Origin of the sequence: Rhizobium sp. SG570, assembly GCF_012275345.1 — a bacterium.
GTDB lineage: Bacteria > Pseudomonadota > Alphaproteobacteria > Rhizobiales > Rhizobiaceae > Rhizobium > Rhizobium lusitanum.
Genome location: NZ_JAAZQI010000016.1, coordinates 78,888 through 92,481 on the forward strand (window position 1 = coordinate 78,888; position 13,594 = coordinate 92,481).

Consider the following 13,594-nt stretch of genomic DNA (forward strand, 5'->3'; position numbering starts at 1 on the left):
CGGTGACGCGGTTACGCGCAGTTGCCTATTGTCGTTTCGGGCGGGACTACCTCATCTCGGGTGGGAGTGTATGCGGGAGCCTATACCGAAGGTATTTGAGTCATTCTGTGGCAAACCATCGTCCACCGATTGCTAGCGGGTCATTAGCGCGAGTGAATCCAAAATTGCCAAAGGCTTTTGTCCAGGCTTTCCATCTTCGTTGATAACCACATACCTGTTTTTGGTCTTCGACAATTCGGAGAGGTAGACGCTAATCGATTCTTTTCGAGATACGATCGGGGGTGCGGCCGTCGCGGCAAGTACCTGATCCAATGAGACTTCGGTTAGATCAACAATTCCATCGGCCGCTTTCGTAGCAAGCCATCGACCAATTTCGTTGCCGCTTAGAATTCGAATATTTCCACCGATCTGCGCCACGAGAAATTCCGCACCCGTGCTATTCAGGAGCTTGAGCGCGTCACTCAGCGCCATGTCGTGCGGGCATTCGGTGAAGTCTTTTGTCGCCGTCCTGAAAGGAATTGTTTCCCGGACCACCGAGCTTGGGCCATCACGCAGCACGGAGGCAAGCGTGCTGTGGTGTTTCATCCAGTGTGCGGTGGACTTGCAGGCGAAGGATACTAGCTTCACGAGGTCGGCATGTTCTTGCGATAGATTCCGTTTGAAAATAGGTTCTAAATGGCTGACTCTGTTTCGAAGAAAATGTGCTGTCGCGAGCAGATGTCTGATCAAAGCGATTTTTCCATCAAAGTCCAAAGTCTGAGGAAGATTCGGAAACGACTGATCCAGTCTGGTCTGCCACACCTCTGCCACAAAACCTCCGTTGAACATCGCCGGCCAAAACCCAAACGACAGCGCCGCTACCAATCGATCAGGCGAGTTGTTCGGCAGGATTTTCGAATTCGCCTCGTTGATTTTCTGTTTTGTCTTGGGCGCAGCGTGGGCGAGAAAACCCGATTTTGTTGACCAACCGACTCCCCATCGATCCGTGAGTGCGTTGTGTACCTTGTTGCGAATGACGATTTCTGTCGTCTCAAGCGGGAACCTCAGCGCTTTGGATAGTCGGGAATTCCACAGCTGGAGAAAGATCGCATCCTCCTGCACGTGACCGACGTGATGTAGATAGGTTTTTAAGCGGCGCTCTGAGAAGCTGTCCTTCAGAGAGGCCAATCCCTCGGCGGAATACACGTAGATGTCTTGACTTTCGGCCACTGTGTTTATACATTCCCAATGTAATCACGATAACCGGGTCGGAGACGAAAGCTTCCGGACGGCCGTGAAAGAGATAGAGCCCTGGGACAAGCGTGAGATACCGCTCCTCCCAGGGTTTCGCTTTTTATGCCATATAATCGGCAGTTTCTTCCAATTCAACCGATAGATGTTCTCGCAGCTTAATTTGAACCGTGATCGCGCTGCCGCCGCGGCTAGCATGGCTTTCAGCTCTGGGGCATGCTCTACAAGGCGCTCTCAAGGCTGATGTCGAGAAACCTATCCGGCTATTGGCAAGGAAACCCGTCCACCTGACCTGGTCTGGGAGGCGGGGAGAGGGGCCGCTAGGCCCCAGGGCGTGGGGAATCTAAATTAGTATCGCGGGTCTCGTTCCTTTCAGTTGAAGAAGGGCATAATCTCCTCCGCGCGGCCGACGCGATCTCCATTCCGGCGGTCCTGGGGATTGGTAAAGGGATGGCGGTTGCTTGCGACGGCGGACGCGATCAGGCAGTCCGTTACCGATGACAACGACGTAGTCTCAATGCGCGGAATAGAGCGCGGGTGACCCAGAGAAAGTCTACCCACCGGTCATCTTGGAGAAAGACCCGGGTGCCTCGGAAGCCTGCGGGTCATCTCGGCCTGATCATCATTTCGTAGTGTCCGGGGTGGCCGCTTTTCTCGAAAATTTCCTTGAATACGCGTAGATACCGCTGAACGGTCTGGTCATCGCACACCAGATACAGGTCCTCGTGAATGCTATGCGATCCGTCATTGATCCAGGAGAATAGCGAATTGCAGATCAGCTGGTCCTCGCCTTCGAACATCGCGACGATGGTATCTTTATTCACGTTGCCCATGATCATGAAGTAGTTCTCGATGATCCGCCGAAGGGTGTTCTGAATGGTCAAGCTGGACCGTGTCTCATCGCGGACGTCATGCCACAGCATCTCGTACGACGATTTTATCGGATTGTTTGGGTGCCCGACGACAATCGAATGGTCGCCCATTTTCTTGACGATCCAGAAGGTTTCGAAGTTCCTTCGATCGGTCGCACGGGAAGGGTCGAAGGCCACTTCCTTGTGGAAGTAGATGTTGTGGGTGAGGACAAAGACCTGCTTGATCGAGCTGGTCGGCTCCCTGGCCCTGTCGAAGACCTTTTTTATCAGACTGCTCACGATAAACAGGATGTCACTGTCAAGGCTCGAGACCGGGTCGTCGAAGACGACCACTCGCGGAGACGTCGTGCCTGTTTCGGAGATGCTGCCGCTGATGAGATGGTAGAAATATAGGAACGTGATGAACGTCTTCTCGCCTTCGCTCAGCGTGTCGCCGGCCTCGGTGCCATCGGACCGGATTACTCGGTAATGCAGCTGATCCGATCCTGCCGTAGCCAGACGGAAATTCCTAAAGCCGAAGGACATCAGCAACTGGTTGATCGCGTTCACTGTGGGCTGGACGCTGGTGATCGTTCTCTCCAGTTCAGTCAGCTCCGTCTGCTTCGCGGTTTTGGCTGCCATCTTCGTGTTGATACCGTTGCGAAGACCTTCGATAGCTGCCCTCAAATCTGAGCTTCCATTGCGGTATGTGCCGATTGCCAGCGAGCTTTCTTCGACGACATAGCGCCAAATATCGCTCACGAGAGCGGCGCGCTCCGCCACAATGTTATCGACAAGGTCATTGTGGGCAGCGATTTTCTCGTTTGCCTCCGAGATCACCGTCGATATCTCGTGGTAGATATCGACAAAGCTTTCGAGGGAGATTTTCTCGCTGGGTTCCTTCTTTTTCCGCTCGAGATACTGACGATTGAGACTCAAGACACTCTGAAGTCTTGACCGCAACTGACCGAGCGCTGTGGCGTCCAGATATTGGGAAGGGGCAGAGAGAATGGCGTCGAGCTGCGCGACCAGCTCGCGGGACCTGGCGACATACGTGTCGGCAAGACGTTCAATATCTTCGATGTCCTTGTTGAACTGCTCGTCGAAATATTCGGCGATTTCCCTCTTGAAGTGCTCATCCGTCGCTTGCTGACAAAAGGGGCATTGGTCGTCGTGGAAATATTTGAGACCCTGTTTGACCCAGTCGCTGTTCCCGAGCCTTCTGATAAGCCCCGCGATGTTCACGTCTTCCTTGCCGACAACACTCCTGCCGAGGATCGATGAAGTCTCCATTGCGGCGAAATGGGTCGCCTTGAACTCGGGAATGAGGTTTTCCCTCTGCTTGGTTTCTCCGAATAGAGTCGCCGCTCTGCGCTCGAGATTTTCGAGTTCCTGCAGGTCGCGGGTATTTTCATTTGCCTCCCGGAACATCCGGTCGGCGAAGTTGGCTTTGGCATTTAGAACACCCTGGAAAGCCTCTTTGAACCTGCCCTCGAACTTGAGCTTGGACTTCCAGCATTCTTCGCGGAAGACCTCGTCCAAGGCATCGAGTTCGGATTGTTTCAGTTTCCGTGTCGTTTCCCGACCTTCGATGGACCTCTGAAGGTCCTCGATTTCAAGCCGAGCCGCTTCAATGGCTGCGACGACGGCGGCGTCGTGCTGACCAAGCGTGAAGATACCTCGCATTCTTGAACTGAAATTGTCGGCCACGAAGTCGCGATTGTAGACCAGGGTCTCCAATGCCGAGTTTCGTGCCCAGGCGAGTCCGCAGGTTGCGTGGTCATCAGGGGCGGCGATGACGCGCGATATCGTTGTTTTGCCAGACCCGTTCGCACCATAAATGAAATTGATCGCTCGAAGGCCCGCGAGCGACTGCGGCGCGCCGGTATAACTCGCCACGCCATGTAGGTTGATTGTCTCAAGCATCCAACGATTCCCACTTCGCCGCGTGTTGACCGTACACGCGATTGCAACCAATGCAAGTGCGCGGCGACGCCCAGCCGCGAGCGTGGGAATGATCACGCAAGCATACAGCGCAAGTCGCGGACATCGTGTCGGACGACCGACCAGGATTGTTCGCCGAAGTCTTGATTTGCCGTCGCTGGCGGTCTGCTTTGCTATGGGTGTACTAGGAAGAAGCTTGTCTGGACAAAATCTCCCGTTCGAGATCATCGGAATGGTCCAGTTCCGCTCCAGCTCCTTCGGTTACTCCGTGGAGAAATTGTGTCTCTGAATCAATGTCTTACTGAGCGGTTCAGAGGAACGCGGCGCAAATGACTGAATTGGTCAGAGGTATGTGGCGTCGCGTCCAAATGGATATGGCGCAGATCGAGCTAACTTGTTGATTTTCGGTGATAGCCAGTTCAGAGGTTCGTGGCGGGCCACATTTATTTGATAATTTTTCGCTGGCTGCGTTTTATCGGAGTTTTGTTGATGGTCTCTCCGTTTCAGGGATGAGGGCCGGGTATCGCTTCTCCAAGGGCAACATGATCTCGAAGTATAATGTGCCCATTACCTCTCCCACCGCCTTTTTGAACTGGCTGCGCAGCGTTTCATCCTCGACCGCGTCAGCAGATTCAAATAATTCGTTTATCAGCGGATCGAGCGCGATCACACGCGCGTAGATTACCCTTGCGGTCTCTTCCCTCATCGGTCGCAGCTCCCCAGCCTCGTGCAAAATTCTCGCATTTTGCTCGACATATTGGAAGCTACCGCTATTCGAACTGACAAACAGCATTGAGGTGCCGATTGCCTCGGCACCTCCTTTATCTACGGTAACTTAGCCGTCCAGATGACCGGAAAAAGCCTTGTCGGCCGATTTTACCAGGACGGCGACATCCACGCCCTTGGTGATTACTGCGCCGCTTGCCCGTAGATCGACGACCGGCTTCAGCGTGCCGGTGACGTGCGTGGTCAGTTGCACGACCGTTCCTTTGTCGAGATCTGCAACCCATAGGCCTTTTTCACCGGCCACTCCAATTATAACAACTCTAGCCATGCAGATTAGTCCCTTTCTCTACCTGGTTTGATGTCAAAATCCTGCTTTCTTAAGGCCTTCGCGATAGATGTCCTTTTGCCATTGCTCTTGCAGAGGCACGACGGCCAGCCATCTATCCACATCGAAATCAGGATTCGTTTCGAGAGCCCGGCTGACGAAGAAGCGTGCCTTCTTGTCGTTGCCAAGCATTGCCCAGCTTGCGGCCGAAAGCCGGTCTGCCAGATCGGCATCGACCATCCGGTCGATATATCCAAGCGCATTCTCGAAGCTGCCCAGGCAATAGCTGGCCCCCGCAGCCGTCCAGAGATATGAGTCCGGATTGATGGGGTTGAGCTCCATGGCCCTCTGGATTTTCTCAAGAGCGAGGCCGGGGCGAGAGAAGTGGACCAGCGTGTCCGCGTGATCGGCAATGACGTCCGCGTAATGCGGGCTCAGCGTCTCCGCCAATTCCAGCGCCTCGACGCTCTCGTCGATGGACCCCTGCAATAACTTGGCGACGCCGAGCTCGCGGTAGCCGTCGGCAAGATCCTCGCGAATCGTGATGGCTTGGGTGGCATAGGTCTCGGCCGATTTCAGCAGCTCGATATCGCCGCGTGCCGTCAGCAGCCATTCCTTGGAATAGGTGCGGGCAATGGAGCTCAGTGCCGGTGCGAAATCGGCGCTTTCGCGCAAGGCAGTCTTCATCTCCTTGCGGGCGCGCCGCATGTTCGGCAGGGTCAAGCGATGGAGATATTGCTGCGCGACAAGATATTGGTGATAGGCAGCGGGGCTCTGTTCGAAATAGGCGCGCGTCATCCCATGCTGTTCGACCTGCCCAGCGACTTCGAGGATGATGTGCCGCGAGATGTCGTGTTTATTGCGGGCCAGATCCAGCTTGCGAAAGCTGAAGCGTTCGGCCCAGACGACCTCGCTGTTCGACAGATAGATGAGCTGCGTAAACAACGAAACGTCATCGCCGAGGCCGCTCAGCCGGGTATCGAGAACATAGTTGATGTCGTATCGCTGCAGGAGCTCGAATTGGTTCTCGCTTTGCCTGCTGATCTGCATGGCGGAGTAGGGGGCGATCACCCGCAGGCTGTTCAAGGCGCAGAAGCCAAGGGTGATATCCTCGACCAACGAGGTGGCCACCATCGCAGCGCCGGGGTCGGGACTGTGGTTGATTGGCGGCAGCAAGGCCAGACGCGGCAGGCGCGGGATGGGCCTTGTCGTCGCATCACGATCCGACAATGCGCCCGATTCGGACTGGTGGACGGGCGCTGGGGTCTGGCCTTGAGGCTGCATCGACAATTTTGCCGGCCACGATGAAATGAGCTCCTTGCGCCGTTCGAATATGCGTTTGAGCTGCTCCAGCCCACCTTCGGCGTCGAACGCCTTCAGCAATATGCGGTGCGTGCTCTCGTCCTGCGGTTCGGCCTCGAAGAGAAGGAGTGCGGCTTCCTTGATGAGCGCGATGCCGTCGGGCGTCGCGGGAGCCGTGACGACGTCATCAAGCGTTTCCTTCAACATGGCGAGATGTCGCCTGCTTTCGCCCGCCCGCCAATCAATGAAAACCCTGCTTTGACAGTTGGCCTTCCCGAGAAACCTTGCGCGCAGGCCTTTTGCAAGGAAAGCAAGCTTATCCAATGGTTTCTTGAGCGTGTCGGCACGCGCGGAAATAATATCGCTGGTTATAGAGTCGCGCTCGAGATGGACGTCCGTCTCGTCAAAGGTCAGGAATGCGGTCTTCAGGTCCGACTGCCGGCTCTTGATGCGGGAAACAAGCTTTCGCAGATTCGTCAGGGAATTGGCGATATCATCCTCGCCCCAGAGGAGCCGCGCCATGCTTGCCCTGCTGGCAGAACTGTTTTCGTTCGCAAGTAGATAGGCAAGTATCAGCAATGCTTTTTCCGGAAACGCGACCGCCTGACCCTCCCTGTCGAGAAGAATGATTTCTCCGAATGTTCTGAGTGAGAATCCCATCGCGCTTTCTATATCGCTTTAAACGTGTAATAGCCGCCGAGGTGCCGTATTTCAGTAATTGTAGGCAGATTGACGCCGGTACGACAACGAAACTGGTCCTATATTTCTGCTGCAACGCGTGATTAATTGCAACTCAAGCCCTCACAATTCTGTGTTTTAGTGAAGGTTGTTGCTCCAAATCCCGAAAATGGTAGTTCTGAATGGGGCGGTGTTTGCTTCCGGACTTGAAATTTCCAACCGTACGTGGCTCCGGGAGGTCGGGATGCGCGCCGAGAAGAGGATTTTGGGTTCACGATGAAAGTTATCTTTGCCGGACCGACCTTCCATGGTGCGACTCTGTTGCCGGCTGCGGGCTATGAGCTGCGCCCGCCAGCCAGGCAAGGCGACTTTTTCCAGGCCGTGGACGATGGTGCCAACGTCATCGGATTGATTGATGGGGTCTATGAGTATGTACCGGCGATCTGGCACAAGGAAATCCTGTTTGGCCTTGCTCAAGGAGTACAGGTCTTCGGCGCCGCGAGCATGGGCGCGTTGAGAGCGGCCGAATGCGCGGCCTTCGGCATGGTCGGCATCGGCAGGATTTATGACGATTACGTCAGCGGCGCCTTGGAGGACGATGCCGAAGTCGCCCAGTCCCATGCGCCCGCGGAACTCGGCTTTCTTCCCTTGAGCGAGCCACTCGTCAATGTCCGGGCAACGATCGCGCATTGCTTGCTGCTGGGGTGCATAACCGGGGCAGAGCACGATCGTCTTCTGGAGACGGCGAAAGCGATCTTCTTCAAGGAGCGTACCTATAAGTTGCTGGTTCAGTCCTGTATTTCGGATGACAAGCGTGCCTCGGGAGTGCTGGCAGCCTTGCGGACAAATTCCGTCAATCAGAAGCTGCTGGACGCCCGGCTGCTCGTCGATGCCGTCGTCAAGGCATCGGATCGGCGCCTTGTTCCCAGCTTCGACTGGACCTTCGAGGCGACAAGTTTCTGGAATGCAGCATTTCCTTCTTCCCGATAGGTCGAAGCCCGACTTCAGGATGCTTCCTAACTCCTTTCGTGGGTATGATCTCATCGCCGCCGCCAAAGCCCGCGGCCTGCGAAATCTCGGGCGCTATACTTTGGTATAATTGCGATGCACCATCGCCTGATTGATCCCCCTCAGTGGTTGTGACAAGACGGCCCTGCCTGCGCGACACAATGCGAAGGCTGACGAAACAACTGATCAAGAGACAAATGGACAGCTACCCTAGTCGCTGTCCGGCTGCGGTTTCGAGCCGCATCCGGACGGTCATCGCAACAACCTGGACCGCTACCGGCATCCGCCGGGCGAGCGCCGGTCGGGCATAGCCTGTCCGGCTCGCCATCCGGATCCGTCGACAAGCGGACCGACGAGGTGAGCCATGAACAATATCGTTCTTTTCCGCGGACGGGCGTCCGCATCCAAATTTTCCGCCTTGCAGATCCTGCCCGCCGTGGTTGGCGCGCCGAGGTCTGATCGGGGTGTGATCGTTCAGCGCCCACGCATGATCGCCGTTTGGCACATCAATCCTCGCAGCGGGAAATTGGAGTGCTTCTGGACGACCGAGCGCGGAGCTGCTCCCGACGAAGACGGCAGTCGTCGAGCGGCATAGGCCCGCTTTCCCGAATTCTTGTTTTACCGCGCATGTCCCTGGCTCCGCGACTGGGGTGCCACGAACATGCGTCATTCGCGACCTCTTGTTTTCAAGGGATTAGACATGGTCTTCCTTCCTAATGATCGGCGGGAGCGCAGCGCCGTTGCCGCGCTTGCGGGCGCCCGTATACTGCCGAACGGCTACGACCTTGCTGCATTCGCCTTCATTGTCGCAGTCGCGTTTCTTGCGCTTCACGGTGTCGCGGAAATGCGGGCGCCGCTGTCGGGGCTTGCTGCCGCGCCGCTCACGCTCGATCCCGCCAATCTGCCTGAATATGCGCTGCGCACGACATTGCGCATGCTGGCCGCGATCGTCGCCTCGCTCGTCTTTACCTTCGTCGTCGCCACGCTTGCCGCGAAGAGCCGCCGCGCCGAAACGATCATCATTCCGGCCCTCGACATATTGCAGTCGGTTCCGGTGCTCGGCTTCCTGACCTTCACCGTCGCATTCTTCATGGGATTGTTTCCCGGAAGCCAGCTCGGTGCCGAGTGCGCCTCGATCTTTGCGATCTTCACCAGCCAAGCTTGGAACATGGCCTTTTCTTTCTATCAGTCGCTACGGACGGTGCCCCGCGACCTCGATGAAGTCAGCCGTGGATTCGGCCTCTCCACCTGGCAACGCTTTTGGCGGCTGGAGGCACCTTTCGCTGCGCCCGGTCTTATATGGAACACGATGATGTCGATGTCCGGCGGCTGGTTCTTCGTGGTTGCTTCGGAGGCGATCACCGTCGGCAATACCACCGTACAGCTTCCGGGACTTGGCTCCTGGCTCGCGCTTGCCATCGACAAGCAGGACTTTGCCGCCGTCGGCTGGGCCGTGCTTGCCATGGGGATCGTGATCCTCCTCTATGATCAGTTGCTCTTCCGGCCGATCGTCGCTTGGGCAGACAAATTCCGCTTCGAGCAGACGGCGGGACAGGAGAAGCCACGGTCCTGGGTCTATTCGTTGGTGCGCCGCACGCGCCTTCTGAAGCACCTAACCGCACCCTTTGCCGCCATCTGGGGCCGCGTGATGCTCATCCGGCTGCGGTCCAGGCCGACAATGGTTGGCCGCAGGCAGGGCGGACGGCGGCCGATTACGCGGGTCATCGATTATGGCTGGCTCGCCCTGATCGCTGTCGTCGGTGCCTGGAGTGTCTGGAGTGCCGTATCGTATCTAGATCAGACGCTGTCGTGGAACGACGTCAGGATCGCTTTTGCCGGCGGATTCGTCACCCTTGTCCGCGTCGTTGTCCTGATCGCGGTGGCCAGCTTGATCTGGGTTCCGCTTGGCGTCTGGATCGGTCTTCGTCCGGCCGTTGCAGAGCGTGTTCAACCCGTGGCTCAGTTCCTGGCCGCATTTCCGGCGAATGTGCTCTTTCCTGTTGTTGTGATCGCAATCGTAGCAACGGGTGCCAACCCCGACATCTGGCTGTCGCCGCTCATGGTGCTGGGCACGCAATGGTACATCCTCTTCAACGTGATCGCCGGTGCAAGTGCCTTCCCCACCGATCTCCGGGAGGCTTCCTCGGTCTACAGGCTGCGCTCATGGACGTGGTGGCGCCGTGCGATACTGCCAGGAATATTTCCCTACTACGTCACCGGAGCGCTGACGGCGTCGGGCGGTTCCTGGAACGCGAGCATCGTCGCTGAACTGGCAAGCTGGGGAAACACGAAGCTCGAAGCTTTCGGGCTTGGTTCATACATCGCGAAGGCGACGGAGGCGGGCGACTTTCCGCGGGTAATTCTCGGCATAGTCGTCATGTCCGTCTTCGTCACCCTCTTCAACAGAACGCTCTGGCGGCCGCTCTACGTCTTCGCTGAACGCCGCCTGCGTCTCGATTAATCACATATCGGAGAACCGAACATGGAAAACGCTGTCATCTCCAACAAGGTCGACATCACAAAGAGCTCGCCGCTGGTGCTGGCCAAACAGGTCTGCCAGACATACGACAAGGGGGCTTCAGGCTCGCTGGTCGTGCTCGAGAATGTCGATCTTCAGCTCTATCCCAATGAAATTGTGGGGCTGCTTGGCCGTTCCGGCTCGGGCAAGTCGACGCTGCTGCGCGCCATTGCCGGTCTCATCCGCCCCAGCAAGGGTGAAATCACTTTCGAAAGCAGGCCGGTGACCGGTCCCAATTCCGGCGTTGCTGTTGTCTTCCAGAGCTTCGCCTTGTTTCCCTGGTTGACCGTCTTGCAGAATGTCGAGCTTGGCCTGGAAGCCCAAGGGGTTGAATCATCGGAGCGCCGCAAGCGAGCGCTGGCGGCCATCGACCTGATCGGTCTCGACGGCTTCGAAAGCGCCTATCCCAAGGAGCTGTCTGGAGGCATGCGTCAGCGTGTCGGTCTTGCCCGGGCGCTTGTCGTTCGTCCCAAGGTGCTGCTGATGGATGAGCCCTTTTCCGCACTCGACGTGTTGACCGCCGAAACGCTTCGCACCGACCTTCTCGACCTGTGGTGCGAGGGTCGGATGCCGATCGAGTCGGTTCTGATGGTGACGCATAATATCGAGGAAGCGGTGCTGATGTGCGACCGCATTCTGATCTTCGGATCGAACCCCGGCCGTGTCATCGCCGAAATCCGGGTGGAGTTGCCGCAGCCGCGCAATCGTCTCGATCCGGCATTTCGTATGCTGGTCGAGGACATCTATGCCAGGATGACGGCAAAAACCGGTGCGCCGACACGTGACGGCTTGTTCCCGGGTACGGGCATAGCCATGGCGCTGCCGCGCGTCTCGACCAACCTGATGTCCGGCCTCATCGAGACGGTTGCAGCAGAGCCCTATCGAGGGCAGGCCGACTTGCCGCCGCTGGCGACACACCTGCATCTCGGCATCGACGATCTCTTTCCGGTGGCGGAAACACTGCAGCTTCTGCGTTTCGCAGATCTCGAAGGAGGCGACATCAAGTTGACGGCGTCCGGCTTGCGTTTCTCCGACAGCGATGTCGACGAGCGCAAGCGGCTCTTCGAGCAACATCTGGCAAGCTATGTGCCGCTTGCTGCTCATATCCGCCGCGTTCTGGACGAGCGGCCGACGCACCGTGCGCCGGCCCGGCGCTTTCGTGACGAGCTCGAGGATTACATGTCGGAGGATTATGCCGATATCACCCTCAAGGCCGTGACGAACTGGGCCCGCTATGCCGAGTACTTCGCCTATGACGAAAATGCTGATCTCTTCACGCTGGAGAACCCAAGTTGATACACGCGATCGGGTTGGATCCAGAAGGGCTGCCGGCGGATGAGGCGGCGGCCAAGCAAGAAGCGTTTTTGAATTTGATAAGCACCCAAGGCACGGCCCAACGCACAGGGCTCCAACGGGATCGCCGATCCATTCGCTCTCGCGGCCTGCTTGGTCGCGGGAAGGATTATCATGCCCGGGGACAATGAAGAATCTGGCCGCCTGCTGGCGGCTCTCAGCAGACAGAATCGGCGCAGCCCCAGCAACAGGGAGGACCAAATCTCCCAAAGTGCGAGGGCATTTCGGCAAGCGAGCGGCGCGCCTGAAGGACTATGCCGGGCTGCCGGGCGCAGATACTTTTTTGAGGCGCGAATCGGCTCATGCAATGGACCACGCGCCTATATTTTCGCGGGTGCTGCCTGCGAGGCAAACGCGCCTGCTGTTCGCGCCGCAGCTCGTCTGAACAGAGCAAGTCTCGCCATCCTTCGACGTCGGCAATGCCGCCGTTTTTGCAACCACTATGCAGGGAACGACAATCATGACCGTCGCACTTGATCAAATGACCCTCAATCTGGCACGGCGAAGGCCGCGGTTGTTTTCGGACTTTGGGTCAGGCAGTTTGCCACTCCCACACGGAATGTGCCGCGAACGCTGAAACGGGGACGAAGGGCATGAGGCGAGAGTTTCTGAAGTATCTTCTCGAAATGCCGTTCCTTTGGCTCGGCATCGCGATCCTTGCCGGCCTTATCTTTATTGGCGACACGATCACCGACTTGGAGATCGCGTTCGCCGTTCTGTACGTGTCTGTGATCCTGATATCGGTGTATTCCGGGCGAACGGGAGCGATCGCGTTCGTGGGCGTCGCCTGTGCCGTCCTGACGGTCGTGAGTTACTTCCTGACGCGTCATGGAGCTTCGCAAGCAGGGCTGGTCAACAGCACGCTCAGCCTGCTCGCTATCGGCGCGACGACCTATCTGGCGATCAGGATCGAGAGGCTTGACGCAAGAGCGAGGCTCGCGCAATCCGAGCTTGCGCGGATGTCGCGCCTCATGATCGTGGGCGAACTCGGCACATCCATCGCGCACGAGGTCAGTCAACCGATTACGGCGATAGCTGCCAACGGCAACGCTGCGCTCCGATGGCTTTCGGCAACGCCTGCCGATCAGGATGAGGCGAGGCGCGCGATCGAGCGGATCGTCATGGATGCCGGGCGGGCAGGCGATGTCATCGGCCGCGTCCGCGGACTTGTGGCGCGGTCGGCTCCTTCGCGCGACAGGATCGACCTGATCGAGGCGATTACGGATGTGTTGGAACTCGTTCGCAGCGAGATCCGGAAGAGCCAGATACTTCTTCGCACCGAGCTTGCGAGCGATCTGCCATTGGTCGCCGGCGATCGTGTGCAGGTCCAGCAGGTCATCCTCAACCTGATCATGAATGCAATCGAGGCTCTGACTGAAGTCGACGCAGAGGCGCGTGAACTGCTTGTCAGTGCCGCTGCCGATGAAAGCAAGATCACAGTCAGCGTGCGTGATTCCGGTATTGGCGTGCCGTTGGCGACGCTCGACACGATATTCGACGCCTTTTATACGACCAAACCGAACGGCATGGGAATGGGATTGGCGATCAGTCGGTCGATCATCGAGGCACATGGTGGTACCGTCTATGCGGCGCCGAACTTCCCGCATGGAACCGTTTTCGGCTTCACCTTGCCGTTGGATGCGAAGGTGAGAGGGTAGG

10 protein-coding genes are annotated in these 13,594 nt (G+C 57.4%); 5 read left to right on the forward strand and 5 right to left on the reverse strand.

Translation table 11 applies throughout. From position 1 onward, the window contains the following. Positions 1-132: 132 nt before the first annotated feature. The 5 genes from FHT28_RS27000 to FHT28_RS27020 form a co-directional block, all read right to left on the reverse strand. Positions 133-1,209, reverse strand: coding sequence for a hypothetical protein (locus FHT28_RS27000; protein WP_168597897.1), 1,077 nt, complete (start codon positions 1,207-1,209; stop codon positions 133-135). A 626-nt stretch (positions 1,210-1,835) separates the two neighbouring features. Beyond that, positions 1,836-4,253 carry an AAA family ATPase gene (locus FHT28_RS27005; RefSeq protein WP_246704962.1) on the reverse strand — a complete coding sequence of 806 codons (2,418 nt, stop codon included), beginning with the start codon at positions 4,251-4,253 and terminating at the stop codon, positions 1,836-1,838. A 244-nt stretch (positions 4,254-4,497) separates the two neighbouring features. Then, positions 4,498-4,731, reverse strand: coding sequence for a hypothetical protein (locus FHT28_RS27010; protein ID WP_168597898.1), 234 nt, complete (start codon positions 4,729-4,731; stop codon positions 4,498-4,500). Between the two features lie 129 nt (positions 4,732-4,860). Continuing rightward, positions 4,861-5,079: a hypothetical protein gene (locus FHT28_RS27015; RefSeq protein ID WP_037194543.1), complete on the reverse strand. Its 219-nt coding sequence runs from the start codon at positions 5,077-5,079 to the stop codon at positions 4,861-4,863. A gap of 33 nt (positions 5,080-5,112) precedes the next feature. Beyond that, complete coding sequence (locus tag FHT28_RS27020) at positions 5,113-7,038, reverse strand: hypothetical protein (RefSeq protein WP_168597899.1); 1,926 nt, start codon at positions 7,036-7,038, stop codon at positions 5,113-5,115. A gap of 294 nt (positions 7,039-7,332) precedes the next feature. On the opposite strand from FHT28_RS27020, the gene FHT28_RS27025 reads away from it, so the two are divergent. The 5 genes from FHT28_RS27025 to FHT28_RS27045 all read left to right on the forward strand — a co-directional run bounded on the left by FHT28_RS27025 (position 7,333) and on the right by FHT28_RS27045 (position 13,593). Further along, on the forward strand, positions 7,333-8,046 hold the full coding sequence (locus FHT28_RS27025; protein WP_168597900.1) for a TfuA-like protein: 714 nt from the start codon (positions 7,333-7,335) through the stop codon (positions 8,044-8,046). 382 nt (positions 8,047-8,428) lie between these two features. Beyond that, positions 8,429-8,659, forward strand: coding sequence for a hypothetical protein (locus FHT28_RS27030; RefSeq protein ID WP_092577565.1), 231 nt, complete (start codon positions 8,429-8,431; stop codon positions 8,657-8,659). Between the two features lie 105 nt (positions 8,660-8,764). After that, complete coding sequence (locus FHT28_RS27035; RefSeq protein ID WP_168597901.1) at positions 8,765-10,525, forward strand: ABC transporter permease subunit; 1,761 nt, start codon at positions 8,765-8,767, stop codon at positions 10,523-10,525. A 21-nt stretch (positions 10,526-10,546) separates the two neighbouring features. Continuing rightward, a complete protein-coding gene (locus FHT28_RS27040; protein WP_168597902.1) occupies positions 10,547-11,878 on the forward strand; it encodes a nitrate/sulfonate/bicarbonate ABC transporter ATP-binding protein in 1,332 nt (443 codons plus the stop codon). 650 nt (positions 11,879-12,528) lie between these two features. Further along, on the forward strand, positions 12,529-13,593 hold the full coding sequence (locus tag FHT28_RS27045) for an ATP-binding protein (protein ID WP_168597903.1): 1,065 nt from the start codon (positions 12,529-12,531) through the stop codon (positions 13,591-13,593). Position 13,594: the final 1 nt, after the last annotated feature.